This window comes from Actinosynnema pretiosum (assembly GCF_002354875.1).
Classification (GTDB): domain Bacteria; phylum Actinomycetota; class Actinomycetes; order Mycobacteriales; family Pseudonocardiaceae; genus Actinosynnema; species Actinosynnema auranticum.
Genome location: NZ_CP023445.1, coordinates 6,199,786 through 6,224,832, shown reverse-complemented (window position 1 = coordinate 6,224,832; position 25,047 = coordinate 6,199,786). Strand labels below are relative to the sequence as shown.

At 72.3% G+C, this 25,047-nt stretch carries 23 protein-coding genes and 1 pseudogene; 13 read left to right on the top strand and 11 right to left on the bottom strand.

Annotated features, from left to right (window positions below):
- The first annotated feature begins 2 nt into the window (after positions 1–2).
- Together CNX65_RS26420 and CNX65_RS26415 are read left to right on the top strand one after the other, a co-directional pair.
- A complete protein-coding gene (locus CNX65_RS26420; RefSeq protein WP_084799269.1) occupies positions 3–797 on the top strand; it encodes a carbohydrate ABC transporter permease in 795 nt (264 codons plus the stop codon).
- Positions 794–1,783: a zinc-dependent alcohol dehydrogenase family protein gene (locus CNX65_RS26415; RefSeq protein WP_096496170.1), complete on the top strand. Its 990-nt coding sequence runs from the start codon at positions 794–796 to the stop codon at positions 1,781–1,783. Before CNX65_RS26420 ends, CNX65_RS26415 begins: the two co-directional genes overlap by 4 nt.
- 164 nt (positions 1,784–1,947) lie before the next feature.
- On the opposite strand, the gene CNX65_RS26410 is transcribed toward CNX65_RS26415, so the two are convergent.
- The 3 genes from CNX65_RS26410 to CNX65_RS26400 all read right to left on the bottom strand — a co-directional run bounded on the left by CNX65_RS26410 (position 1,948) and on the right by CNX65_RS26400 (position 8,197).
- The gene (locus CNX65_RS26410; protein ID WP_096496169.1) at positions 1,948–2,670 is read right to left on the bottom strand and encodes an LPXTG cell wall anchor domain-containing protein; all 723 of its coding nucleotides are present in this window, start codon (positions 2,668–2,670) and stop codon (positions 1,948–1,950) included.
- 610 nt (positions 2,671–3,280) lie between these two features.
- A complete protein-coding gene (locus CNX65_RS26405; protein WP_096496168.1) occupies positions 3,281–6,742 on the bottom strand; it encodes a TM0106 family RecB-like putative nuclease in 3,462 nt (1,153 codons plus the stop codon).
- 87 nt (positions 6,743–6,829) lie between these two features.
- Entirely contained in the window at positions 6,830–8,197 is a 1,368-nt protein-coding gene (locus tag CNX65_RS26400; RefSeq protein WP_218182456.1) for an SDR family NAD(P)-dependent oxidoreductase, read from the bottom strand.
- A gap of 170 nt (positions 8,198–8,367) precedes the next feature.
- Between CNX65_RS26400 and CNX65_RS26395 the strand changes: the two genes are divergently transcribed.
- Together CNX65_RS26395 and CNX65_RS26390 are read left to right on the top strand one after the other, a co-directional pair.
- Entirely contained in the window at positions 8,368–9,588 is a 1,221-nt protein-coding gene (locus CNX65_RS26395) for a hypothetical protein (RefSeq protein WP_218182401.1), read from the top strand.
- Positions 9,585–10,349, top strand: a complete 765-nt coding sequence (locus CNX65_RS26390; RefSeq protein ID WP_096496165.1) for a dihydrolipoyllysine-residue succinyltransferase component of 2-oxoglutarate dehydrogenase complex — start codon at positions 9,585–9,587, stop codon at positions 10,347–10,349. The genes CNX65_RS26395 and CNX65_RS26390 overlap by 4 nt, the downstream gene beginning before the upstream one ends.
- Positions 10,350–10,424: 75 nt before the next feature.
- Here CNX65_RS26390 and CNX65_RS26385 read toward each other — a convergent pair whose 3' ends face one another.
- The 3 genes from CNX65_RS26385 to CNX65_RS38030 all read right to left on the bottom strand — a co-directional run bounded on the left by CNX65_RS26385 (position 10,425) and on the right by CNX65_RS38030 (position 12,652).
- On the bottom strand, positions 10,425–10,838 hold the full coding sequence (locus CNX65_RS26385) for an Imm1 family immunity protein (RefSeq protein ID WP_157767867.1): 414 nt from the start codon (positions 10,836–10,838) through the stop codon (positions 10,425–10,427).
- Positions 10,829–11,575, bottom strand: coding sequence for a DddA-like double-stranded DNA deaminase toxin (locus tag CNX65_RS38035; protein WP_096496163.1), 747 nt, complete (start codon positions 11,573–11,575; stop codon positions 10,829–10,831). Before CNX65_RS38035 ends, CNX65_RS26385 begins: the two co-directional genes overlap by 10 nt.
- Positions 11,576–11,722: 147 nt before the next feature.
- A complete protein-coding gene (locus CNX65_RS38030; protein ID WP_096496162.1) occupies positions 11,723–12,652 on the bottom strand; it encodes an AraC family transcriptional regulator in 930 nt (309 codons plus the stop codon).
- Positions 12,653–12,757: 105 nt separating this feature from the next.
- Here CNX65_RS38030 and CNX65_RS26370 point away from each other — a divergent pair, with 105 nt between their 5' ends.
- Entirely contained in the window at positions 12,758–13,720 is a 963-nt protein-coding gene (locus CNX65_RS26370; RefSeq protein WP_096496161.1) for a zinc-dependent alcohol dehydrogenase family protein, read from the top strand.
- A gap of 410 nt (positions 13,721–14,130) precedes the next feature.
- On the opposite strand, the gene CNX65_RS26365 is transcribed toward CNX65_RS26370, so the two are convergent.
- On the bottom strand, positions 14,131–14,970 hold the full coding sequence (locus CNX65_RS26365; RefSeq protein WP_096496160.1) for a class I SAM-dependent methyltransferase: 840 nt from the start codon (positions 14,968–14,970) through the stop codon (positions 14,131–14,133).
- Between the two features lie 76 nt (positions 14,971–15,046).
- Here CNX65_RS26365 and CNX65_RS26360 point away from each other — a divergent pair, with 76 nt between their 5' ends.
- The 7 genes from CNX65_RS26360 (at position 15,047) to CNX65_RS37430 (ending at position 18,723) form a co-directional block, all read left to right on the top strand.
- Positions 15,047–15,616 (top strand): TetR/AcrR family transcriptional regulator, encoded by a 570-nt coding sequence (locus tag CNX65_RS26360; protein WP_096496159.1) that lies wholly within the window; start codon positions 15,047–15,049, stop codon positions 15,614–15,616.
- A 54-nt stretch (positions 15,617–15,670) separates the two neighbouring features.
- Complete coding sequence (gene idi, locus CNX65_RS26355) at positions 15,671–16,243, top strand: isopentenyl-diphosphate Delta-isomerase (protein WP_096496158.1); 573 nt, start codon at positions 15,671–15,673, stop codon at positions 16,241–16,243.
- Positions 16,244–16,310: 67 nt separating this feature from the next.
- Positions 16,311–16,985 (top strand): DUF998 domain-containing protein, encoded by a 675-nt coding sequence (locus tag CNX65_RS26350; protein ID WP_096496157.1) that lies wholly within the window; start codon positions 16,311–16,313, stop codon positions 16,983–16,985.
- A complete protein-coding gene (locus CNX65_RS26345) occupies positions 16,985–17,392 on the top strand; it encodes a type III secretion system chaperone family protein (protein WP_096496156.1) in 408 nt (135 codons plus the stop codon). The genes CNX65_RS26350 and CNX65_RS26345 overlap by 1 nt, the downstream gene beginning before the upstream one ends.
- Before the next feature lie 203 nt (positions 17,393–17,595).
- Positions 17,596–17,925, top strand: coding sequence for a condensation domain-containing protein (locus tag CNX65_RS26340; RefSeq protein WP_096496155.1), 330 nt, complete (start codon positions 17,596–17,598; stop codon positions 17,923–17,925).
- 40 nt (positions 17,926–17,965) lie between these two features.
- Positions 17,966–18,088, top strand: coding sequence for a hypothetical protein (locus tag CNX65_RS38025; protein WP_256374212.1), 123 nt, complete (start codon positions 17,966–17,968; stop codon positions 18,086–18,088).
- A gap of 281 nt (positions 18,089–18,369) precedes the next feature.
- Entirely contained in the window at positions 18,370–18,723 is a 354-nt protein-coding gene (locus CNX65_RS37430) for an enoyl-CoA hydratase/isomerase family protein (RefSeq protein WP_232520019.1), read from the top strand.
- A 346-nt stretch (positions 18,724–19,069) separates the two neighbouring features.
- Here CNX65_RS37430 and CNX65_RS26325 read toward each other — a convergent pair whose 3' ends face one another.
- The 4 genes from CNX65_RS26325 to CNX65_RS26310 all read right to left on the bottom strand — a co-directional run bounded on the left by CNX65_RS26325 (position 19,070) and on the right by CNX65_RS26310 (position 24,194).
- Entirely contained in the window at positions 19,070–20,902 is a 1,833-nt protein-coding gene (locus CNX65_RS26325) for an ATP-dependent nuclease (RefSeq protein ID WP_096496153.1), read from the bottom strand.
- 242 nt (positions 20,903–21,144) lie between these two features.
- A complete protein-coding gene (locus CNX65_RS26320; RefSeq protein ID WP_096496152.1) occupies positions 21,145–22,626 on the bottom strand; it encodes a glutamate--cysteine ligase family protein in 1,482 nt (493 codons plus the stop codon).
- 69 nt (positions 22,627–22,695) lie between these two features.
- On the bottom strand, positions 22,696–23,352 hold the full coding sequence (locus tag CNX65_RS26315) for a 4'-phosphopantetheinyl transferase family protein (RefSeq protein ID WP_177154688.1): 657 nt from the start codon (positions 23,350–23,352) through the stop codon (positions 22,696–22,698).
- Complete coding sequence (locus CNX65_RS26310) at positions 23,349–24,194, bottom strand: metallophosphoesterase family protein (protein WP_096496151.1); 846 nt, start codon at positions 24,192–24,194, stop codon at positions 23,349–23,351. Before CNX65_RS26310 ends, CNX65_RS26315 begins: the two co-directional genes overlap by 4 nt.
- 413 nt (positions 24,195–24,607) lie before the next feature.
- On the opposite strand from CNX65_RS26310, the pseudogene CNX65_RS26305 reads away from it, so the two are divergent.
- Positions 24,608–24,871 (top strand): annotated as a pseudogene (locus CNX65_RS26305) (transposase); the annotation flags it as partial.
- Between the last annotated feature and the right edge of the window lie 176 nt (positions 24,872–25,047).

Sequence of the window (25,047 nt, the reverse complement as noted above, 5' to 3'; positions counted from 1 at the left end):
AGATGATGTTGGGCCTGCTCGCCTGGGTCTGCGGTTTGATCTTCGTGGCGCCCGTCGCCTGGATGGTGCTCACCTCGTTCCACAGCGAGACGGACGCGGCGACCAGCACCCCGTCGTTCTTCGCCCCGCTGACGCTGGACGGCTACAACACCTTCTTCGACACCAACCCGTGGCCGCCGCTGATGAACTCGCTCAGCGCCTCGGTGGGGTCGACGCTCCTGGTGCTGCTGCTGGCCGTCCCGGCCGCGTACGCCCTCTCGATCAAGAAGGTCGAGAAGTGGTCGGACGTGCTGTTCTTCTTCCTCACCACCAAGATGCTGCCGGTCGTCGCGGGCCTGCTGCCGATCTACCTGGTCGCGCAGTACACCGGGATGCTCGACAACATCTCGTTCCTGGTCGTCCTCTACACCTCGATGAACCTGCCGATCGCGGTCTGGCTGATGCGCTCCTTCCTCGCCGAGGTGCCCAAGGAGATCATGGAAGCCGCCGCGCTGGACGGCGCCGGGCTCGCGGTCACCATCCGCCGCGTCGTCGCCCCGGTCGCCATGCCCGGCATCGCCGCCACCTCGCTGATCTGCTTCATCTTCAGCTGGAACGAGCTGCTGTTCGCGCGAGTGCTGACCGGCGTCGTCGCCGGCACCGCGCCGGTGTACCTGACCGGGTTCGTCACCAGCCAGGGCTACTTCCTGGCCAAGGTCTGCGCCGCCGCCGTCGTGGTGTCGCTGCCGGTGCTCGTCGCCGGGTTCGCCGCCCAGGACAAGCTCGTCCAGGGCCTTTCTTTGGGAGCGGTCAAGTGAAAGCAGCCGTGATCACCGGGGTCGGCTCGGTGGAGGTCACCGAGGTCCCCGACCCCACACCGGGCCCCCGCGAGGTCGTGGTGGACGTCGCCGCGTGCGGGCTGTGCGGCACCGACCTGCACATCCTGCAGGGCGAGTTCGCGCCGACCCTGCCGGTCGTGCCGGGCCACGAGTTCTCCGGCGTCATCGTCGAGATCGGCTCCGACGTCACCGAGCTGCAGATCGGCGACCGGGTCGCGGTCGACCCGTCGCTGTACTGCTTCGAGTGCCGCATGTGCCGCCTGGGCAAGAACAACCTGTGCGAGCGCTGGAACGCCATCGGCGTCACCCGCCCCGGCGGCGCCGCCGAGTTCGCGGTCGCCCCGGTCTCGAACTGCGTGAAGCTGCCCGACTCCGTCCGCACCGAGGACGCCGCGCTCATCGAGCCGCTGTCCTGCGCGGTGCGCGGCTACGACGTGCTGCGCTCCCAGATGGCCAGCCGGGTCCTCATCTACGGCTCCGGCACCATGGGCCTGATGATGCTCCAGCTGGGCAAGCTCACCGGCGCCTCCAGCATCGAGGTCGTCGACCTCAACCCGGAGCGCCTGGCCACCGCCCACAAGCTCGGCGTCACCGCCACCGCGGCGTCCGCCGACGAGCTGGACCGCCCGCAGGGCTGGGACGTCGTCATCGACGCCACCGGCAACGCCAAGGCCATCCAGGACGGCCTCGGCCGGGTCGCCAAGGGCGGCACGTTCCTGCAGTTCGGCGTCTCCGACTACGCGACGCGGGTGACCATCGACCCGTACCGCATCTACAACCAGGAGATCACCATCACCGGCTCGATGGCGGTGCTGCACTCGTTCGAGCGCGCGGCCGACCTGTTCTCGACCGGTGTGCTCGACCCCGAGGTGTTCATCAGCCACCGGGAGCCGCTCGCGGACTACGCGTCGGCGCTGGAGATGTTCAAGAACGGCCAGGGCCGCAAGATCCAGGTCCTGCCGTAGTCCTGCCGGTTCCCCGCGCCGGGGGCCGACGGCCGCAGGGGAGGCCCGCACCGGGCCTCCCCCTGGGCGGTGGGAGACGACGAAGGGCGGACACCCCGAGGGGTGGCCGCCCTTCAGCCGTTCCGGCGCCGTCCCGGGCGCCGGGGTGGATCAGCGAGCCGTGCTCAGCCGTTGTTGGCCGCACCGCGCTTGCGCATGAAGAACAGCACGCCACCGCCCGCGGCGAGCAGCGCGGCGCCGATGCCCAGCGGCACGGCGACGCTGGCGCCGGTGTTGGCCAGGCCCTCGGTGTCCTCGGTGACCGGGACGACCTCGGCCGAGGTGGTCGTGGTCGGCGCGACGGACTCGGTCACGCTCGGGAACGGCACCTCCTCGGGGGTGGGGACCACCGGGGTGGAGGACTCGGTCGGGGCGGGCGGCTGGCTGCTGCTCGACTCGGCCGGAGGAGTGGTGTCCTTGGTCGGGGGCACCTCCTCCTTCGGGGTCTCCGGCGGCGTGGTGGGCTTCTCGGGCTGCTTGCACAGCTCGTCGAGCGACTTCTCAGCCTTGAACGAGTACCGGCTGCTCTTGCTGTTGTCGTCGCCAGCCAGCAGTTCGACCTTGAAGGTCCGCTCCACGTTGCCGGGGACCTTGTAGGACTTGATGAAGTCGCCCCGGAACTTGGTGTCCTCCAGGACGGTGTCGCCCTCGGTGACCTTCAGGACGTTGTCGAGGTTGCGGGCGTACTGGGTCAGCTTCAGGGTGAAGACGGCCTCACCCGTCGTGGTGTCGCACTTCACGTCCAGGGAGCGGTTGTGCGCGGAGGCGGGGAGCGCCATGAGCAAACCGGCGGCAACGACGGTCGCGGCAACGCCGATGGACTTGCCGGCGGTTCGTGCGAACTGCATGAAGACTCCTGATGGGGATTTGCGGAGACGCATCACCCTATACGCGTAGGGGTGGAGCGCGGTTCATATTAGGCGCTGATCCATTCGTGTGGAACCTCGGGTTCGGGTTACCGGAAACAACCGGCCCGGATTGCTCCGCTCGGCCGAACGCGCGGGTCAGCCGTTGTCCGGTCGTGTGGAATTCGTTACCTGAACCTGTAACGCGGCGGCGGGTAAATGGCATTAGCGGGCTCCGGCGCCCCTGTCCGGGGCCCCGTCCGAACAGGCTGAAAAACGACTCTGGTACGTTGCCATGCCCAGAAAAAGCGGCGGACACGGTGCGTGACCACTGGGAACGGTGTGCAACCAAGTTGCAACCGACGGCCGAGCGCGTTCCGCCCTTTCCGGTATCCGGATACCGTCGGGCAAATCAGGAACGACCCCACCGCATTGTTGATCACCCTCCGTAAATAGGGGGTGGCTTTCCGGTGTCACGAAGAAGGCCGCGCCCCGCGAAAGCGGGACGCGGCCGTACCGGTGCCCGTGCCGACGTTCCAGGTCCAGGGCCTCGGGAACCTGCGGAAACAGCCTCACCGACCGCCGGTAGCACCCGCCGGCGCCGCCCTGCGGTTCACCCCGCCGCCACGTCCGCGGCAACCGGAGAATTGTTCCAATTACGCGCCTCGCCGAGCAGCCCGATCATCCCGGAAACGAGCCGCAGCTGTTCGACGCCCCGGATGTCCGCCTCCACCAGCCGCGGCGAGCACACCACCACCGCGAGCGCCTGCGCCCGCGACAGCGCCACGTTGACCCGGTTCCGCGAGAGCAGGAAGTCCAGCCCGCGCGGCAGGTCCACCGCCGACGAGGACGTCATGGTGCTGATCACCACCGGCGCCTCCTGCCCCTGGAACCGGTCCACCGTCCCCACCCGCACCTCGCCGAACCCGCGCCGCTCCAGCTCCCGCTTCACCAGCCGCACCTGCAGGTTGTAGGGGGCGACCACGAGCACGTCCGAGCACTCCAGGGGCCGCCTGTCGCCCCCGTCCACCCACTCCCGCCCCACGATCGCCGCGACCAGCTCGACGACCGCCGCCGCCTCCTCGTCGGACTTGGTGGTGTTGTGCCGGTGGTCGACCTCCCGCACGTACAGCCCCGGCTCGATCCCGACCACCCGCCGCGCCCCGGCGCTCTCGTGCGCGTGCAGCAGCCCCGCGTACGACAGGTTCGACACCGGCAGGCACACCGACGGGTGCATCCGCCGCGTCTGCGCCAGGAAGTAGCCCAGCTCGGGCGGCATCACGTCCGCGTCCCCGATGACGTGCCCGAGCGCCGACGCGTCCACGCCCGCCGGGTGCGTGCCCTGCACGACCTGCGGCAGCTGCTGCGGATCACCCAGCAGCACCAGGTTCCGCGCGGCCGTGGACACCGCCAGCGCGTCGGCGAGCGCGAACTGCCCCGCCTCGTCCACGATCAGCACGTCGAACGGCTGCTCCCGCATGGCCGCGTTGGAGAACGTCCACGCCGTGCCGCCGACCAGGTGCCCGCCACCCTGGTCCTCGCGCCAGCGCAGCAGCGCCGGGTTGTTCTTCGTCTGCTCCCACAGGCAGTCCTTCACCGGCTGCCCCTTGGGGTTCTTGGCCGCCGGGATCGGCACCCCCAGCTCCCGCCCGGCCTTGATGGCGGCGGTGAGCACGTTCTCCACGGCCTTGTGGCTGTTGGACGTCACCCCGACGCTGCGCCCACCCGCGATCAGGTGCGCGATCAACCGCCCCGCCAGGTACGTCTTGCCCGCGCCGGGTGGCCCCTGCACCGCCAGCACCGACCCGGCCAGCGCGTCCACCGCCCCGATGACGTCCGCGATCACGTCACCCGACCGCGGCAGCGCGTCCGTCCTGAGCCGGGGCGCGAGCCGCCGGGCCAGGTCGACGCCGGGGTGCGCGGGCAGCTCCGGCAGGTGCTCCACCACCAGCCGCGCCAGCTCGTACACCGCCTCGTCCTTGGGCGCGGGCCGCACCGGCGACCCCGGCAGCACCGCCACCGGGTTCCCGCCCCCGGCCTCGTCGGGGGAAGCGCTCTCCAGCAGCACCACCTCGTCGGCGGACTCGAACAGCACCTCGGCGTCGCGGGTCTCGCTGTCCGGCGTGCCGGGGTAGAGCAGCCGCACCTTCTCGCCCTTGCTGAACGGGTGCGGCCGGTCCGGGTCGCAGCGCACCCGCACCTCCCGCTTGGCCTTCTTCACCCGTCCCGAGGGCTGCACCCAGTCGTCCGCCCGCACCGACACCGCGACCGCGCACGAGCTGTCCGACTCCAGCTCCGACAGCGGGGCCGCGAGCTGCCGGAAGAAGTCCCACCACGCCGGGTTCGTCTCCCGCCGGTGGTACCCGACCGCCGCCGCCAGCAGCGCCCGCGCCCGCTCGTCGTCGGTGAAGTCGGCCGGGTTGTCCGGCAGGCCCTCGATCAGCGGGTCCACCACGGCGGCGATCCGCTCCGCCCGCTCGGCCCGCCGCTGCTGGGCGATCTCGTCCTCGATCTCCTCGTACAGCGACTGCTCGGCCGCGCGCGGCTCGATCCCCGCCTCCTCCCGCACCTGGAGCAGGAACCGGTACAGCCGCAGCGTCGACACGCAGTCGTAGGCGTTGTACTCGGCGATCCCGTCCAGCACCTCCTCGGCGCGCCCGGTGTCGCCCATCGAGGTCAGCACCAGGTACTCCTCGTACGCCTCGATGCTCGACACCGCGTTCTTGACCTCGCCCGAGCGGGCCTCGGGCATGTAGAGCGGCTCCAGGTACTTGATCGAGTACGACCGCTGCGACACCCGCAACGCCTTGCGCACCACCGCGTACAGGTCCACCAGCGCGTTCGACCGCAGCAGGTGGTCGACCTCCTCCTCGCGCGTGCCGTGCAGCGCGGCGAGCCGCTTGAGCGCGCTCACCTCGTAGGGCGCGTAGTGGTAGACGTGCGCGTCGGGGTGCTCGGCCAACCGCGAGGTCGCCAGGTCGACCAGGCGCTCGAACGCGGCCTTCTCCTGCGGCCGGGTGTGCGCCCAGAACGGGGTGAACACCTCCTCGTGCGTGACCACGCCGAACAGGTACTCCAGGCCCTCGCCCGCGAGCGCGTACGGGTCGCCCTCCATGTCGAAGAACAGGTCGCCGGGACTGGGCCGGGGGAGCGACGCGAGCGCGTCCGGGACCACGACCTCGTAGGCGACCTTGCCGACCGGGTTGTCGCGGGTGCGCGAGGTGTCCTGGATGACCTGCAGCGCGGCCTGCGCGCGCAACCCGGCGAACGTCCCCTGCGACATGGTCGTGGGGCGCTCGGTGTTGGTGGCGTTCGCGAGCGCGTCGATGGTGTCCAGCCCGGCGGAGGCGAGCTTGCGCCGCTGGTCGGTCCGGATGCCCGCCACCAGCGACAGGTCGCGGGAGCGCTCGCGCCCGTCGGCGCAGTGCGCGGAGAACCGGCAGGTGGCGCACGCGGGCCGCTCGTCGTCCCACAGCCTCGCCGGGAGCGCGGGCGGCGCGGCGAGGGTGGCGCGCAGCCGGGCCCGCAGGTCGGCGACGATCGGCAGGAAGTCGGAGACCCGGAACGTCCTGGTGGTGTTGTCCCCCAGCAGCAGGTGCGCCTTCGGGCCCGCCTGGTCGCCGAGCGCCGCCGAGTACGCGGTCAGCTGCACGACCGCGGCGGGCGTGGGGTGCCGGGCGAGCTTGGCGTCGTGCGGCTCGTACCCCTCCCCGGTCAGCACCAGGAAGTCCGCCCGCCCGTGGAAGTCCCCGTCGTAGAAGACACCCTGGTAGATCACCGGGACCCGGCGCGCGATGGCGTCCCTGGTCAGCGCGGCGGCCTCCACCAGCGCCTCGTGCACCGGGGCGGGCTGCGGCACCTCGAAGACCTCGCCCGCGGCCAGGAACCGCTCCAGCACGGCCTTCTCGTGCGCGAGCCCGTGCCGCGCCGCGAGCAGGTCCTGCGGGGGAGCGGGCTGCGGGGCGTCGGGCACGCCCTTGGTCAGCGCGGTGGTCAGCCGGGAGCGGTGCTCGCACTCCAGCAGGTCGACCAAGTCACCCGGTGAGTGGACGTGCCTGCCGTTGGCGCTGAACATGCACCGCAGTATCTCCACCCGGCTGACCCGATCGGTGGAGGGGGCACGGCGTTTTGCCCACCGGCCCCCGCCGACCCGACCGGTCCGTCACCACGAATAGGGGCCGTAGTCCTTCAGGAAGCACCCGTACAGGTCCTCGCCCGCCTCGCCGCGCACCACCGGGTCGTACACCCGCGCGGCCCCGTCGACCAGGTCCAGCGGCGCGTGGAAGCCCTCCTCGGCCATGCGCAGCTTCGTGAAGTGCGGGCGCTCGTCGGTGATCCACCCGGTGTCCACCGAGGTCATCAGGATGCCGTCCTCGAACACGTCCGCCGCGCTGGTGCGCGTCAGCATGTTCAGCGCCGCCTTGGCCATGTTCGTGTGCGGGTGCCCGGCGCCCTTGTACCCGCGCCCGAACACCCCCTCCATGGCCGACACGTTCACCACGTACTTGCGCCGCGCCTTCGACGCGGCCATGGCCGGGCGCAGCCGCGACACCAGGATGAAGGGCGCGGTGCTGTTGCACAGCTGCACCTCCAGCAGCTCGACGGGGTCGACCTCGCCCACCGTCTGCACCCAGCTGTTGCTCTCCGCCACGTCCGGCACCAGGCCGCCCGCGTCGATCAGCGACGACCCGGCCACCAGCGCCAGTGCCGTCACGTCCACCCCGGCGCCACCCGGCAGGCCGCCGGTCAGCGCGGGCGGGTGCGCGGCCGAGCTGTGCCCGAAGCTCACCAGCTCCGGCAGCGGCCCGGACGGCAGCGGGTCGGACTCGGCCGCGACCAGCGGCGCGTACGCCCCCGGCGAGCGCCGCACGGTCTGCGCCGCGTTGTTGATCAGGATGTCCAGCGGTCCGGCCGCCGCCACCGAGTCGGCCAGCGCCACCACCTGCGCCGGGTCGCGCAGGTCGATCCCGACCACGCGCAGCCGGTGCAGCCAGTCCCCGCTGTCGGGCATCGACGCGAAGCGCCGGACCGCGTCGTGCGGGAACCGCGTGGTGATCGTGGTGTGCGCGCCGTCCCGCAGCAGCCGCAGCGCGATGTACATCCCGATCTTGGCCCGCCCGCCGGTGAGCAGCGCCCGCCGCCCCGTCAGGTCGGTCCTGGCGTCCCGCTTCGAGCGGTTCAGCGCCGCGCACCTCGGGCAGAGCTGGTGGTAGAAGGCGTCCACCTGGGTGTAGCGCTGCTTGCAGATGTAGCACGGCCGCGCCTTGCGGAAGGTCCCCGCCGACTCGCCCGGCTCGGGCTCGCGCAGCAGGATGCCCGCGGTCTCGTCGTCGATCCGCGTGGGCGACCCGGTCGCGGTGGCCGCGATCACCGAGTTGTCGGCGTCCAGCACCTCCCGCCGCCGGGCCGTCTTCCGGTTCTTGCGCACCTGCTTGTAGATGCGGGAGGTCGCGCGCCGGAGCGCGATCGTGTCCGGGTGCTCGGGCGGCAGGTCGTCGACCTGCGCCAGCACCCGCAGCGCGATCTCCATCTCGGCCGGGTCGATGCCGGGCACTGCTGCTGGTTCCACCGGCGGTACTTCGGCGGGGGAGCCCCCGGCCTGCGCCTGTTCGGACGTGCTCATCGCCGTGGAACTCTACCTGGGGAGAAATTGCCCCCTGACGGGTGAATTTCGCAGTCGCCCCCGCTAGGGTCCCCGGCATGTCTCCTGCGGCTGGCGGTCCCAGGGTGCGGCGGTTGGCCCACCCGGACGCCGACATCAGGGCCCGAGCGCTCGGACTCCCACGGGGACGTCCGGTCGTCGCGCTGCTCGGCAGCCCCGAACCCCTAGATCCCGAGCTGTCCGCCACCGTCCTGCCGGTGCTGCGGACCGTCCTGTCCGAAGCCCGCCGAGCGGGCGCCGTGGTCCTCACCACCGGCGCCGACCTGGGCGTGGCGCACCTGGCCGGCCTGGCGTCCGAGGCGCTCGACGCCGCGCCGAGGCTGGTGGGCATCGCCCCCGGCCGCCTGGTCGCGGCCGACGACGCCGAACCCCGCCCCGGCGAGCTGCCGCTGAACCAGCGCCACGACACGGCCGTCCTGGTCCCCGGCTCCCGCTGGGGCGACGAGGTCCCGGCGCTGCTGCGCGTGGTCGACGCGGTCGCCCGCAAGCGGCCCGCCCTGGTGGTCCTGCTCGGCGGCGACGAGGGCGCCCGCGCGGCGCTGGTGGAGCACCTCGGCCACGACCGCCCCCTGCTGCTGCTCGCGGGCACCGGCGGGCTGGCCGACGAGCTGGTGTCCGGCGCGCTCGCCGACGAGGACGTCGGCGTGCTCGCCCGAGCGGGCCAGGTCGCCGTCGTGCACGTGGACGAGGGCCCGGAGCGGGTGCTCGCGGTGCTGCGCGGCGTGCTCGGCTCGAAGGCGGGAACCCCGCTGCGCGCCGACGCGCCCGCGCTCGCCCTGTGGCCCCGGCTGCGCTTCCGCGCCCCCGACGCGCGCCCCGTCGTCGACCCCGGCTTCGTGCTCGACTACCCCCTGCTGGCCGACGCGATCCACGAGGCGAACGAGATCATCGCGCCCGCCCTGCACGAGTGCGAGGTGGAGTCGCTGCGGACGCGCGAGCGCGGCAGACTGCTGGCCTCGGCGGCGATCCTCGCCGGTTTCGCGACCACCTCGTTCGCCGCGCTCCAGGTGTGGCTGCGGGACGTGCCGTGGCCGGGCGTGCTCGTCGCGGTGGCGGGCGCGGCTGCCGCCGTGCTGGCCGTGGTCTCGCGCGGCGCGGACGACGTCGAGTTCCGCTCGCGCGCCGAGCTGCTGCGGGCGCTGTACTTCGACCACCTGTCCACGCCACCGCCGAAGAACGAGGCGGAGCGGGAGGAGCGGGTGCGCGCGCTGGTCACGGCCGTCGCGCGGCACCGCCACGAGCCGGTGGGCGCGGCGTGAGCGGCGACGGCATCACCGACCGCCTCGGCGGCGGGGACCAGGCGAAGAAGAAGGGCAGGCCGCTCCGCAGCGCCCCGACCGGGAGGCTGCGCGAGGAGGACGTGCCGGACCCGACGGCCCGCGTGGCGTTCGAGCCGCAGGGCGACCCGGACGACGCGACCAGGGCGGTCCCGGTGGACCCGGCCAGGGGCAGGCACGCCGCCCGCACGGCCGGGCCGGGCGCTCCCCCCGCGGACCCCGCCGAGAAGCCCGCCCGCGCCCCGCGCAAACCGGCGAGGCCCCGCGTCACCAGGCAGGCGAGCCCCGCCCTGCTCACCCCGCCCCCGAGGCGGACCCCGCTGATCACCGGCCCGGTGTCGGCGGCGGACCACCGGGAGCAGTTCCTGCGCGCCTACCTCAGGCACCGGGTGGGCGAACGCCTGGCCCGCCTGGAGGCGGCGAAGGCGGCGTACACGAGGGCGAGGCGCTGGACGACCGCGGCGTCCGTCCTTCTGTTCACCGGCGCGGCGGCCCTGGGCGCCCTGGCCGTGGCGACCCCGGACCACCGCTCCCCGCTGGCGTTCCTGGCGACGGTGGCGGCGGCCCTGGCGACGTCGGTGACGGTCTACGAGTCCGCGTTCGGCTTCCGCGCGAAGGCCCGCCGCTCGGCGAGCGGCGCGGCCCTGCTCCACCTGCTCCAGGCCCACGGCGCGCCGACCGGCGACCACGGGGTGGCGGCGTTCCGCGCCGAGGTGGAGAGCGTGCTCAGGCACGCCGACTAGGCCGGGTGCCGCGCGCCGCCCTCCGGAGGGGTTCCTCCCGGAGGGCGGCGCGCGGCACCCGCGGCTCTCGAACGCCTAGAAGACCTGCCACCCCGGAGCCGACGGCCGCCTGTCCACCGCGCCCAGGTACTCGTGGGCCGCGCGCCGCACCGCGTCGATGGGGATCTCGCAGTCGAGCGGGTACTCGGTGTCGGAGTTCATGTAGTAGTACAGCAGCTCCGTCACCGACGGATTAGCCGCCGCGCCCTGGCTGTACCACGCCCCGCTCGGCGACCGGTAGAACAGCGACCCCAGTCCTGCGTCACCGTTCAGTCCGACGTTGAGGATCATCCGGCGCACGTCCAGGCTTGGCGGCCGGGCCACCTTCAGGTGCACGATGACCCGCCCGCGCATCGCGGAGACCTCGTCCAACACGGCGTCCAGCTCTGCGGCGGTCCGGACGGGAACCGCGTCTTCTTGGTCGTCGCCGTACCATGCCTCTAGCTCCACCAAGGCTGTGCTCCTCCCGTGTAGCGCACCCGGACGCGCATCCCCTTGTCGCTCTGTCCGTGCACGGTGAGTGTGCAGCCCTCGGGGAGAATGATCGGCACGAGGGTGTCGCACGAGTCGTCAAAACCCCGGCACGGCCGGTGGTTGATCACCACGGTCGCGTGGCGGATCCCGTTGGCCACCATGTGCGCGGCCAACTTCTGCTCCACGTCGGAGTTCCGGGTGGGCTCGTCGGGCATCCCCTTCGCCGCCAACTGGCTGAGGACCAGCCCGGCGTCCTCGTCCCGCCCGCTCACGATCGCCCGAACCCGCCCGTCCGGCCCGATCCACCGCCCGTGCGTCTTCTGCCCCGCCCCCGGCACGACGGGCGGCGGCAGCTCCCGGCGAAGCCGCTCGACCTCCTCCGCCGGAACCGCAGGCGGTCCGTCCCCGACCTCCGGGACCACCCCCGCAGCCCCGCCCTCCCCGACCAGCCGCGCGCGAACCGCCTCCAGCCGCGCCGCGACCCCGGCCAGCGCGGGCAGCAGCTCGTCCGCGATCCCGTCGACCACGTCCGCGATCGCCGACAGCGCCAGCGCCGACTCCCACTCCAGCCCCACCGCCCCCTCCAGGGCGACCGCCAGCAGCGAGAACGCTTCCTCCGCCGACTCCCGCGCGCGAACCAGCGCCGCCGCGCAGCGCTCGACCTCGCCGACCACCACCGCCACCCGCGCGGCGACGTCCCCGATCGACCCCACCGCTCACCCCCGAGCGAGACCGCGTCCCCCGCTCCCCAGGCTCGCAGCCCACCCCGCCCGGCCACCCGACTTCCCCGCCGATCACCCGATCAGCCCGCCGCTTCACCCACCCGTGCCCGCTGCACCACCGAGCGCGCCCCCGCGCCCTCAAGCCACCGGGCAAGCCTCCCCACCCGAGTCCCCGACCTTCGCCACCAACCCCCGCCACCGCCCTGGCGAAACCCCCTCCGCCCGCCGAAAGGCCCGGCTCAACGCCGTGTCCGTCTCGTACCCCACCCGAACCGCGATCTCCTGCAACGTCCGCCCCTCCCGCAGCAGTGCCTTCGCCCGGTGCATCCGCCAGTAGGTCAAGTGCGCCAACGGCGACTCCCCGGTCCGCTCCCGAAAAGCCGCCGCGAACGCCGACCGCGACATCCCCGCCCGCCCGGCCAGCGACGCCACCGTCCACGGGTGCGCCAGATCCCCGTGCATCGCCCGCGTGGCGAGGGAGAGCCGGGGATCGTGCAGCGCCGCCAACCACCCCGGCCGGTCGTCCCCGGACCCCGCGCACCAGGCCCGCACCACCTGCACCAGCAGCACGTCCCCCAACTTCCCCAGCACCAGCTCCGAGCTGAACCCGTCCCCCGACTCCAGCACCATCAGCTCCACCGTCGCCAGCACCCGCCGCAGGTTCCCGCCCCGCAACGACACCCGCAGCACGTCCGGCAACCGGGGAAGCAGCGGCTCGGCGGCGACCGCGTCGAACGAGAACGCCGCCACCAGCACCTCGCACCCCGCGCCGCCACCCCCGACCGCGACCTCCCGCGCCGTCAGCACCTCCCGCGCGGGCGCCGGAACCCGCTCGGCCGCGTCGGACAGCGCGAACTCCGCGCCCCCGCGCACCACCAGGCAGTCCCCGGCGCCGAGCTCCACCACGCGCCCGCCCTCGCTGAGCACGCACCGCCCCCGCGCCACCACGACCAGCCGCATCGGCGCGGCCCCGGAGAATGCCACTCCCCACGGCGCGGACGCCGTCACCCGGTGGTGGGACCGGTGGGCCAGCCCCATCGTGGTCAGGATGTCGTCGACGGGGTCCACGCCACGCTCCCTGGACGATCGGGCAGGAAAAAGCGACGAAAAGGTATCACCAGTCCCAGGCGTCGTTCCTACCGTAGGAATCCACCCGAACGAGTGGAGACCCCGATGCGCGCGTTCCGCCTGACCGACCACCGCTGGACCCCGGTGGACGACCCCACCCCGACCCCCGGACCGGGCGAGGTGCTGGTCAAGGTCAAGGCCGCGTCCCTGAACCACCGCGACGTCCTGATCCGCGCGGGCGACTACGCCGCCCAACCCAACCCTGGCGTGATCCCCCTGTCGGATGGCGCGGGCGAGGTCGTCGCGCTCGGTGATGGCGTCACCAGGTTCGCCGCGGGAGATCGCGTGGTGGGCGCCTTCCTCCCCGGCTGGACCACCCAGCCCGTCCCCGCCAGCGGCGAGCAGTACTCGATCGACGTCGACGGCTGGCTGGCCGAGCACCGCGTGATCCCCGAGGAAGCCCTGGCCGCGATCCCGACCGGCGTCGACTACGAGACCGCCGCGACCCTCCCGTGCGCCGCGACCACCGCGTGGGTGGCGCTGCGCGGCGTCAACGAGGGCGACGTCGTGCTCACCCAGGGCACGGGCGGCGTGTCCCTGTTCGTCGTGCAGTTGGCGGTAGCGCGCGGCGCGCGGGTCGTGGCCACGACCTCCACCGACACCAAGGCCGACCTGCTCACCACCCTCGGCGCGGAGGTCATCAACCGGGTGACGACCCCGGACTGGCCGTCCGAGGTGTGGACCCGCTTCGGCGGCGCCCACCGCGTGATCGAGGTGGGCGCGGGCCTGACGCGCTCGCTCAGCGCACTGCGCCCGTTCGGCGAGGTGGCCCTGGTCGCGCCGTCCCGCGAGGAAGTGCGCACGTCCACCCTCTTCCGCACCCGCGCGACCCTCAGGTCCCTGGCGGTGGGGAACCGCCTGGAACTGGAAGCGGTAGCGGCCGAAGTGGCCCGCCTGAACCTGACCCCCGTCATCGACGGCGTGTTCGACTTCGAGGACGCGGAAAGCGCACACGCGCGCCAGATCGAGGACGGCCGAGTCGGCAAGATCGTAATCCGCGTCGGGTAGGGGGCTTGGCCGGTTGAACGGTCCGTTCAACCGCTTGTGCCAGTACCACTGGCGATGCCTGATGGGTATTCCTGCCCGTGCCTGTTCGTGTCTGCGGGTGCCTGCCTGTGCCTGCCTGTGCCTGCGCCCGTGTCCGCGGGTACCTGCCTGTGCCCGCGGGTGTGGATGTGGATGCGCGGGTGCTGGTCCTGGTGCGCCTGAGCGAACGGTCCGTTCAACCGGCGGGTTTGCTCGCTCTCGGTTGAACGGACCGTTCAACCTTGGGTGAGCGGTCCGTTCGCTCGGTGTCAGGCAGGCCGCAGGGACAGCCCGTTATGCAGGGGCGCCCCGGCCTCCAGCAGTGCGTCTACTCGGCGCCGCTTCTACTCGGCACCGCTTCTGCTCAGCGCCGCGTCTGCTCAGCGCCACGTCTATGCAGCACCCCGCCGGGCAATGACCGTTTCACAGGTGTAGCTCACCGTCAGCTCCCCGCCCACCGAGTCGATCGTCGCCCCGACCTCGTCGAGCACCCGCGCCAACAACTCACGCGGCATCCGGGTGAACAACCCGGTCGTCGGCAGCAGGTCCAGCCACTCGTCCCGCTGGTACACCCGCTCCCAGGGAAACCGCAGCCGGATCGGCTCCTCGAAAGCGGCGGTCGTCTTGACGCCCGCGACCGCCCGGTCGCCCAGCGGCGAGTAGTCGCCGCCAAAAGTCCCGGCACCCTTCCCCGGAGCCCCTGGCAACAAACCCCGGTACACCTGGTCGAACCGCTCGCCCACCTCGCCGACCACCCGAGCCGCGTTCCAGAAGATCGCCAGCACCCCACCTGGGCGCAACACGCCCGCGGCACGCGCGGCCCCCGCGTCGGGGTCGATCCAGTGCCACGCCTGGCCGCACACGACCGCGTCGAAGCGCCGCCCCGCCGCCTCCCACTCCTCGAACCGCGCGACCTCCACCGGTATCCCACCCTCGCGGGTGAACTCGGCCATCCGGGGGTCCGGCTCGACCCCCAGCACCCGGCACCCGGCGTCCCGGAACTGCCGCGCGACGATCCCGGTCCCGCAACCGACGTCCACCACCTCCACCACGCCCGGCGCGTCCCCGACCCCCGCACCACCCCCCACCCCAGAACCACCGGAAAGTGCAGCTAACACCGCCTCCACCACCCCGGATGGGTAAGAGGGACGGGTTCGGTCGTAGCGGTCCGCGTCCACGCCGAACGACTCGGCGATCTCGCGGGCGTCGTGCGGCGACTCATGAGTGGGCATCCGCCCACTCTAAGCGGGCAGCCGCCCACTCGACCACCCCCGGCTAAACTGCCCCCCGCCCGAGAGGAGACCCGGAGTGCCCACAGGCGTGGCGATCCAGGACGCGCGCAACCAGCTCTTCGCCGCCGCCGAGCGAGTCCTGCTCCGCGACGGCCCCAGCGGCCTCACCAGCCGCGCCGTCACCACCGAGGCGTCCGTCGCCAAGGGCGTCCTGCACCGCCACTTCGCGGACTTCGACGCGTTCCTCGCCGAGTTCGTCCTCGACCGCGCCGCCCGCCCCACCCCCGAGGTCGACCGCCTCCCCGACCGGGTCGGCCGCGGCGAGGTGGTGGACAACCTCACCTCCGCCCTCACCGCCCTCTACGCCTCGGCCGCGGTCGCCGTCGTCCCCCTGCTCACCTTCCGCACCGCGCTCCGCGACCGCCTCCGCGACGCCTGGCCCGCGGGCGTCCCGGTCCTCACCGACGCCGCCGTCCGCATCACCGCCTACCTCGACGCCGAGCGCGCCGCGGGCCGCCTCCCCGACACCCTCCCCGCCGACGCCCTCGGCCCCGCGCTCGTCGGCTCCACCCACCTCCTGCACACCGGCCCCGGCGCCACCGGGGACGCCGTCCGGCGGGTCGTCGCCACGGTCCTGCGGGTGTGATCACCCCATCGCGCGGTCGCCGTCCGGGGCAGCGCTGTGGCAGGGTGATCAACCGTGGAACGGGTTGTGCTGCTGGACGAGACCGGTGCGGCCGTGGGCGAGGCCGACAAGGCGACTGTGCACCACGAGGAGACGCCGCTTCACCTGGCGTTCTCCAGCTACCTCTTCGACCGGGACGGCAGACTCCTGCTGTCCCGGCGAGCGCTGCACAAGAAGACCTGGCCGGGCGTGTGGACCAACTCGTGCTGCGGCCACCCCGCGCCGGGCGAGGACCTGGAGGCCGGGGTGCGGCGGCGGCTCGCCGAGGAGCTGGGGCTCCCGGACGTCGAGCTGGACCTGGTCCTTCCCGGCTTCCGGTACCGCGCGGTCATGGACAACGGGGTGGTGGAGAACGAGATGTGCCCGGTGTACCGGGGCGTGATCGACACCGACCCGGCGCCCAACCCGGACGAGGTGGACGACGTCGAGTGGGTCATCTGGGCCGACTTCGCGCCCGCCGTCCTCTCGGGCGCCCGGCCGATCTCGCCGTGGTGCCTGCTGCAGGTGGAGGCGCTGGCCGAGCTGGGCGACGACCCGCTGAAGTGGCCCGTCGGCTCCCCGGCCGACCTCCCGCTCGCGGTGCGCTGACCCCCGCGGCTCCTGTCGGTTTCCTGAACCGGGGAACCCCGCCGCCCGCGCGCCCGTTCTGCCCGGTGTGCTGAACGCGGAGACCGCTGCGCCCTCCCGGTTCGCCGGACCGGGGGGCGCCCTGGCCGTGGTGCTGACCGTCGCCCTGATCGGCGGCCTGGACCTGCACCGCGCCGTCACCAACCCCCACAGCCTGCGGCGGACCATCAGCGAGTACGCGCTGGGCCCGCAGAAGTGGGTGTTCGACGTCGGCGTGCTGCTGCTCGCGGCCGGGTCGGTGGCGATCCTGGTCGCGCTGGTGCGGGCCGGGGTGGCGCGGTGGTGGTCGCCGGGCGCGGTGGCGATGGCGCTGTGGTCGGCCGGGTTGACGCTGGTCGTGCTGTTCCCCAAGCACAACTGGGCGATGGGCGGGCCGAGCGCGAGCGGCACGGTGCACCGGGTGGCGAGCGTGCTCGCGTTCCTGAGCCTGCCGGTGGCGGCGCTGCTGCTGTCGAGGCCGTGGCTGCGCTCGGCCGCGTGGGGCGCGCACGCGCGCCGGGTGTTCGCGCTGGGCTGGCTGTCCGTGCTCGCGCTGAGCCCGCTGGTGTACGCGCTGCTGGTGGACGCGTCGGGCGGCACGGCGTGGTGGCGGGTGTTCCCGCTGGGGTACGTCGAGCGGGCGCTGGTGCTGGTCGAGGTGGTGGCCGTGCTGGCCGCCGGATCGTGGGCCACCGCGGTGGGGAAGCGCCCTAGAGTGGCCTGATGGCTACTTGGGGTGATCTGGCGGCTTACGTCCGCGACCAGTACGACGTCATCGCCCAGGAGGGCGACGAGATCCGCATCCTATTCACGTTCGACCACCTGGACGAGGAGGACGAGCGGACGCAGGTGATCATCCTGGTCCGCGAGGTGCTCGACCGGAAGCACGAGTGGGTCCAGATCGCGACGCCCATGGGGTTGGCGGCTGCGGTGGACCTGAAGGCGCTTCTGGAGGAGATCGGCCACTCGTCGATCGCGTGCGGCGCGGCGATCATGGGCGAGCACGTCGTGCTGCGCCACTCGCTGCCGTTGGAGACGCTCGACATCCACGAGTTCACCGACCCGCTGGCGCTGCTCGCGGGGACGGCGGACACCCTGGAGGAGCAGTTCTTCGGCGGCGACCACTACTGAGGCGGTGACCTCCGGGGCCAGGGCCGCCGGGCAGGCCGTCCGCGCCACGCGCCCCTTCGGACAACCGGAGTGATCTGCACCGCCTCCGGCTATCGCGACCGGGGTTCCCGGCGATACCCACCCACAGGGGTCGCGTCACACCCCCGTAACACGCCACTCTAAGGCTAGGTTAGCCTTACCTAAACGGAGAAGGTGGTTGTTCGGTGTCCACGACCCCGGTCGTTCCTGCCGCGTCCTACGAGTCGATGACGGTTCGGGTCAGGGCGGGCCTGGGGGAGGACCGGCTCGCCGCCGCCGTCGAGGCCCTCACCGCCCGGCACTCCGAGCTGTCGGACGGCGGCACCAGCTCGCGCCGGGTCGTCGTCGGGGGCGACCCGGCGCGGGCGCGCGGCGGCGAGGCGCTCAGCGTCGTGTGGGTCGACGCGGGCGCCGAACCCGGCCGCCTCGTGCTGTCCGCGCGCCAGGACGTGCTCGCCGCGCTCCCGTGGCGCGTGCTGCTGCCCGAGCTCGCCTCGGAGTGGAAGACCCACTAGCGCTCCCCGTCGTACGACCGCCGCGCGCGCTCTCCCCGGAGTGCTCCAGGCGGCACAGGGTGCGCGTGAGCACCCGCTGCGGGGGCGCGCCGAGAACGGCGTCGTCTGCGTGACCGTCGACAACCCGCCGGTGAACGTCCTGGACGCCCGGCTGATCACCTAGCTGAAGCGGCTGCTCATCGCGCTGCGCTCGGACGGGTCGACGCGGATGATCGTGTTCAACAGCGCCGGCCCCGAGTTCTTCCTGGCGCACGTCGATATGACCACCACGCCCGAGCAGGTCGTGGAGCTGTCGGCGGACCTGCCCGAGGGGCGTCAACGCGTTCCAGGAGCTGGGGGAGCTGCTGTGTGGGCAGCCGCAGGTGGACATCGTGAAGCTGGCGGGCCGGGCTCGGGCAGGTCGAGGCGCCGGGCGGGATCGTGCCCGGCGGCGGGACGCAGTACGTGACGGCCAGTACGGGGCGGAACGGGGCGCTGGAGATCGTGCTGGGCGCGGACCTGTTCGACGCGGAATCGGCGGAGCGCTACGGCTGGGTGAACCGCCTGCTGCCCGCCGACGAGCTGGACGCGTTCGTGGACCGGCTGGCGGCGAACATCGCGGCGCTGCCGGAGAGGGTGATCGCGGCGACCAAGCGCGCGATCCCGGCGGAGGACCTGTCTGCGGGGCTGTTCGCGAGGCCCGCAGCGGGCGAGCTGCTTGTCGGGATGATGGCGGCGGGCGCGCAGACCTGTGAGGGGGAGCGGGACCTGGAAAGGTTGGCGCGCAGGGGCGCGGCACGGGTGGCGGCCGGGGGCTGACACGCGGTCGTCCCCGGCTCCTAGCACCCTTCGGGCGGCGGCGCCCCCGTTTCCGCGCCGCCGCCACGGTAACCCAACAGTGGGTCTTCGGCCTGCTCAGGGCCCGTTTTTGTCAGGGGTCCGGGGTACAAATGTCCACGGGAGGAAGCGATGGGTGATGCGAGAGAACGCGAGACGGTAGTTAGCCCGAACGGCTGCCGCTGGTGCGGGGCGGACAAGTTGGCCCACGGACGCCTGTGGGTGCCCGAGGTGAAGTGGCACGGCTGGGTCGAGCCCAGCTCCGAACAGCGCAAAGCAAGGATGCTGGCTCGGCGAAAGGCTCGAAGCCTCGTCCCCGCTGAAGACCTCAGCTCGCAGACTTCCGAAGATCTGCGAAGACGTCTCGCAGCCCTTGCGGCACTTGGTCAGGCCTCTTCAAACGGTTGACGACCTCCATGACCAGGGCAGGCTTGCCGGAGGGTGAGGCCTTGCTCTCGGACCTCAGCATGGCGATGACCTGGTCGCTGAACTTCTTGCCGTTCCGATGGGCCGCGAAGTCGTTCGAATCCCAGGGCGCCCTGTCCGTTCGCGGCCACTGCTCGTTGGCCGTGTCCGCCCAAGTGCTGTCGTCAAACAACTCCTCGAACTCCATGAAGCCCTGGGCTTTGCCCAGGAACGTGACGACGTCGTCGTAGTCCTCTGGGCTGAACACCTTCTCCAGGTTGGCTCGCCGGAACATCCTGTCCCGCTTCTCGCAGTCGGCATCGATCAGCAACACCACGGTTCGCCCGTGCTTGTGCAGGTAGTCAGCCAGGTGCAGCGCGCCGGAGTTGCCGCCGCACGCCCACAGCGCGATGCCTGCCGATTGGAGCTGCAGGCCCTCGGAGAGCTTGAACAGCACCGGGATGGCTTTCTGCTCGGTTTCTCCTTCCACTGCCAAGAAGCACCGCTCGTGCAGCAGTACCGAATTGCGCAGACCGACCGCAGTGGCGATGGACTGCAGGTGCAGGTCGAACCCATCGTGTCCGCTGTCTGCGCCCAGCCGTTCGACGCGAGTGCGCCTCGTCTCGTCCAGTTCAAGCCGCACGACGTCCTGCAGGTCCACGCCGTCGATCAGGTTCATGGAGTGGGTGGCCACCACCACGCTGGTGTTCGGCACCCGACACTGCTCGCGGATCAGCTCCATGACCTCCCGCTGGTAGTGGTAGTCGAGGTGGGTGTCGGGCTCGTCGTACACCACGATCGTCGGCACCGGCGGGCCGTTCTCCGCCAACGACTCCTTGTCCTGCTGCTCTTCGACCAAGATGTCGGTGGACGCTTCCCAGACCGCCAGCGAGATTCGCCGTGCGCTGCCCTGACCGGACCGGTCCAGCCGGACCTGCTCTCCCGTCGAGCGCTTCAACCGCAGCGAGGCCGAGCGCAGGCGAGGGCTCATGGAGATGTCTGGCTTTACCGCGACTTCGGTGATGTCCTTGCAGCGTCGGGTGATGTGGTCGATGAGCGGCTGCGCCTGAGTGACGAGCCAGTCCTGTGCATCACCCTCCAGCACTTCGATCTGCTTGCGGGTGCTCTCCTCCTGCAAGTACCCCTTCAACTGCTGTCCCAGGATCTCTGCGACGGCGGCTTCCGGGTCCAGCGTCTTGCCCGTGAACGCCACGACGTGCGGCAGGCGGTCGGTCAGGTTCGGCGGTACGCCTGTCCACCCCTCGCCGCTGGAGTGCTCCCGCGCGTACTCCTGCACCGCCGCCAGCAGTTCGGGCTTGTTGCCGGGTGACTGCGGGCGAAGGCCGTACTTCTGCACCAGCTCCCTCAGGTCCGAGACCCTCAACCGGGAGAGGTCGCGCAGATCCTCGTCGTCAGGGATCGGACCCCACGCCTCGTAGCGGGCGTCCTGGCCGTCCTCCATGATCCTGCGCAGCTTGACCTCGGCGAGCAGCGAGAACCTCTCCTGCTCCCATGGGTCGAGCCGGAACCGGCCGATGACCTCGATAGCGGCGCGTCCGCCGTCGGACTCGCCCTCCAAGTAGGTGCGGTCGTCCTCGATGGGGGAGTAGCGGCCCAGCAGGAACTTCACCGCGTCTAGTGCCGAGGACTTACCGCCGTCGTTGGGACCGGCCAAGATCGTCGGACTCCCGATCGGGATGTCCTCCACCTCGGCCAGGGAGCGAAAACCGCGAATCGAGAAGCTTGCAAGGTGCACTGGCGAACCACCCAGGGCGAGTTGACTGACAGGACCGACCCCGACGCCGCACCACGTGGAAGAGCGGCTTCCGGCAGCCTAAAACGGCTTGATCAAAACCTGATAATCGACACGCCGAGTAATCGCGCTATACGTCCTTATGGGTGAACAGATTGAGGCTCATGAACCTTCTGTAACCGCAATTGTGCGGATTCGGCTAGGTTTCGTGCTTGGTACCGCCGTTCAGGCGGCGATTCGCACCCTCACCCCGCCACCGGCCACGAGTGCACCGGCTCGTTCGTGTGCATAAGGTCCCGGTACCCCCGCAGCACCCGTCGCAGCGCCTCCGGCCGCTCCAGCGACGTCCCGTCGCAGGCCCGGTGGAACGCCCGCGTCTGCCACGTCGCCCCGTTCACCCCGCGCAGGCACCGCTGCTCCACGATCCCCAGCAGCCGGTCCCGCTCCCGCTCGTCCACGCCGAGCCCGACCAGCCCCTCGTGCGCCAGCGGCAGCAGCCGCCGCAGCACCAGCTCCACCACCGGGACCGTCCCCAGCCCCGGCCAGTACACCTGCGCGTCGATCCCCCGCCGCGCCCCCGCCAGGAAGTTCTCCTCCGCCGCCGAGAACGACATCTGCGACCACACCGGCCGCTCGTCCTGCGCCAGCGCGTGCGCCAGCCCGTAGTAGAACGCCGCGTTCGCCATCGTGTCCACGACCGTCGGCCCGGCGGGCATCACCCGGTTCTCCACCCGCAGGTGCGGCCTGCCGCCCACCACGTCGTACACCGGCCGGTTCCACCGGTAGATCGTCCCGTTGTGCAGCCGCAGCTCCGCCAGCGACGGCACGCCGCCGTCCGCGAGCACCCGCTCCGGGTCCTCCTCGGCGCAGATCGGCAGCAGCGCGGGGAAGTACCGCACGTTCTCCTCGAACAGGTCGAAGATCGACGTGATCCACCGCTCCCCGAACCACACCCGCGGCCGGACGCCCTGCTCCTTCAGCTCGTCGCTGCGGGTGTCCGTCGCCTGCTGGAACAGCGCGATCCGGGTCTCCGGCCACAGCTCCTTCCCCAGCAGGAACGGCGAGTTCGCCCCCACCGCCACCTGGATCCCCGCGATGGCCTGCGCCGCGTTCCAGTACGCCGGGAACCGCTCCGGCGACACCTGCAGGTGGAACTGCGTGCTCGTGCACGCCGCCTCCGGCACGATCGAGTCCGCGGTCATCTGCAACCGCTCGGCCCCGTCGACGTTGATCTCCAGGTCCTCGCCGCGCGCCGCCAGCACCTGCTCGTTGAGCAGCGCGTAGCGCGGGTTCCCGGACAGCGCGTCCACCGCCATGTGCCTGGCCTGCAACGTCGGCAGCGTCCCGACCATCACCATGTGCGCGTCGACCTCGCGCGCCCGCTTCTCCGCCTGGTTGAGGCTGGTGCGGACCGTGGCCTCCAGCTCCGCGAACCCGCCGCCTGCCAGCTCGCGCGGCGGCACGTTGATCTCCACGTTCCACTGGCCCAGCTCGGTGACGAAGTCCGGGTCGGCGATGGCCTCCAACGCCTCCGCGTTGCGCATCGCCGGGTCCCCGGCCTCGTCCACCAGGTTCAGCTCGATCTCCAGCCCGGTCATGGGCCGGTCGACCTCGAACCGCTCCTCTTCCAGCATCCGGGTGAACACGTCCAGGCACCGCCGCACCTTCGTGCGGTAGCGCGTCCGGTCCTCGCGGCTGAACTCGTGCCGCTCGACGTCGTCGCCCACTGCGCCCCTCCACCACCGCGCCCGGTGCGCGGCCCCTGCCGAGGCCGCTTCCGGAGCGCGGCGCACGGGTCAGCGAGCGGGTACCGCGATCGCGGTCACCACAAACCCCTCCCGCGCCAGCCACCTGCCGGTGAACCCGGACACCGCCCGCCCGTCCACGACCGGGTGCTCCACGAGCACGCGCGCGGTGAACGTGCCGTCGCGGCCGAGCACCAGCTCGGCGTCCTCGAAGCCCAGCCACCGCCGGGTCAGCGGGAACCACGACTTGTACACCGACTCCTTGGCGCTGAACAGCAGCCGGTCCCAGTGCACCGACGGGTCGCGCGCCCCCAGCAGCGCCACCATGTCCTGCTCGCGCGGGAGGGCCACCGCCGCCAGCACGCCCTCCGGGGTCGGCTGGTTCGGCTCGGCGTCGATGCCCACCGTCCACACGGCGTCGGCGCGCGCGGCGACGGCCGCCCGGTACCCGGTGCAGTGCGTGATGCTCCCGACCACGCCCTCGGGCCACCCCGGTTCCCGCTTCGGGCCGGGCAGCAGCGGCACCGGCGGGAACCCCAGCTTCGCCAGCGCCCCGCGCGCGCAGTGCCTGCCCGTGGTGAACTCGCGGCGCCGCTTGTCCACCGCGCGCGCCACGTGCTCCTCCTCCTCGGGCAGCAGCACGGCCTCCGGCGGGTCGCCGAACGCCTCCACCGCGGCGACCCCGTCCGGCAGCAGCTCCTCGATCACCGCGCGTCCCCTTCCCGCAGCACGTCCAGCAGCGGAGCACCCGTCCAGCCGCGCGGCTTCCACTCGCGCGGGTAGCCCAGCGACACCTCGTCGAAGCGCACCCCGTCCACCCGGATCGTGCGCGGGATGTGCAGGTGCCCGTACACCGCCACGGCCGCCCGGTGCTTCAGGTGCCAGTCGGCGGTCAGCTCGGTGCCGCACCACAGCGCGAACTCCGGGTACCGCAGCACCAGCGTGGGGTCGCGCACCAGCGGCCAGTGGCTGATCAGCACCGTCCTCAGCTCGTGGTCGACCTCGTCCAGCCTGCGCGCGCTCTCCGCGATCCTGGCCCGGCACCACTCGTCGCGGCTCGGGTGCGGGTCCGGGTGCAGGAAGTACTCGTCGGTGCACACCACCCCGGCCTCGACGGCCTTGGCGAGCGCGGACTCCTTGTCGGTCGTGCCCGCGGGCCGGAAGGTGTAGTCGTACAAGGTGAACAGCGGCGCGACGGCCACCGGGCCGCCCTCGCCGTCGAACACCGGGAACGGGTCCTCGGGGGTGTGCACGCCCAGCGAGCGGCACATCTCGACGAGCTGCCGGTAGCGCACCTCGCCCCGGCTCTGCACCGGGTCGTCCTTGGTGGTCCACAGCTCGTGGTTGCCCGGCACCCAGACGACCTCGCGGAACCGCTTGCGCAGCAGGCCGAGCGCCCACTCGACGTCGTGGAACTTCTCGCCCACGTCACCGGCGACGATCAGCCAGTCGTCCGGCGATGGCGCGGTCAGCTCGGTGACGAACTCCCGGTTCTGCTGGTACGTCACGTGCAGGTCGCTCGTCGCGAGCAGGCGTGGTCGGCGTGTCACGAAGCCGAGGGTAGCCAGCGCGGCAAAGACCGTTCATCCGCTCGTCGTGCCTGGGGCGCCGCCCAGCCTCGTCAGGGGTCCGCGTGACGCTGGAGGCGTCCGCTCGGCGCGCGGGCGGTTATAGCCGACCGACCGACTTCCTAGCGTGATGGTCGTCACGATCGCGTTCTCGGAGGAGCCTGATGAGCGAGCAGATCCCCAGCTCCGCCACCGCGCCGCAACCGTTCGGCCGAACGGTGGGCGCGGAGATCGTCCGCCACGCGCGCCAGCACGCCCACCCGGCCGTGGCCCCGCGCCGCCCGGCGGAGGACGCGGCCCTCGCGGCGCTGCTGCGCGCCCGCCAGCGCAGCGGCGAGGGGCAGCAGTGGAGCAGGCGACCGCAGGAGCCGCCCGCGCGGCCCGCGCAGGCGGACGTGGTGGAGCGGTTGGCGTCCCGGATAGTCCCGCCCGCGCTGTGGACGGCGGTGGAACCGCTGATCCCGCCCGCGAAGGTGCGGCGGCAGGGCGGTGGTCGCGGGCGCGTGTCGGACCGGGCGGTGTTCACGGCGATCGCGTTCGTGCTGACGAGCGGGTGCGCCTGGCGGCACCTTCCCGCGACGTTCGGGGTGACCGTGCCGACGGTGCACCGGCGGTTCCAGGAGTGGACCGACACCGGGTTGTGGATCAGGCTGCGGCGGATCGCGGAGGAGGGGCGGTTCGAGGACGCGGACTGGCTGCGGATGATCGTGGAGGCGGCGGAGCGGAGGGGGACTCGGGCGGCCGGGTGAGTCCCCGGCGGTAGCCGGCGGGTGGACCGGCTGTCGGCGGCGATCACCCGGAAGGCGGTGGGGCGCGGGCGTTCCCGAAGGTTCGG

Bases quoted from the DNA above. Each gene is read 5' to 3' on its own strand.
- CNX65_RS26420 (WP_084799269.1), top strand. From the start codon at position 3: ATGATGTTGGGCCTGCTCGCCTGGGTCTGCGGTTTGATCTTCGTGGCG.
- CNX65_RS26410 (WP_096496169.1), bottom strand. From the start codon at position 2,670: ATGCAGTTCGCACGAACCGCCGGCAAGTCCATCGGCGTTGCCGCGACC.
- CNX65_RS26405 (WP_096496168.1), bottom strand. From the start codon at position 6,742: ATGTTCAGCGCCAACGGCAGGCACGTCCACTCACCGGGTGACTTGGTC.
- CNX65_RS26400 (WP_218182456.1), bottom strand. From the start codon at position 8,197: ATGGAGATCGCGCTGCGGGTGCTGGCGCAGGTCGACGACCTGCCGCCC.
- CNX65_RS26395 (WP_218182401.1), top strand. From the start codon at position 8,368: ATGTCTCCTGCGGCTGGCGGTCCCAGGGTGCGGCGGTTGGCCCACCCG.
- CNX65_RS26370 (WP_096496161.1), top strand. From the start codon at position 12,758: ATGCGCGCGTTCCGCCTGACCGACCACCGCTGGACCCCGGTGGACGAC.
- CNX65_RS26365 (WP_096496160.1), bottom strand. From the start codon at position 14,970: ATGCCCACTCATGAGTCGCCGCACGACGCCCGCGAGATCGCCGAGTCG.
- CNX65_RS26345 (WP_096496156.1), top strand. From the start codon at position 16,985: ATGGCTACTTGGGGTGATCTGGCGGCTTACGTCCGCGACCAGTACGAC.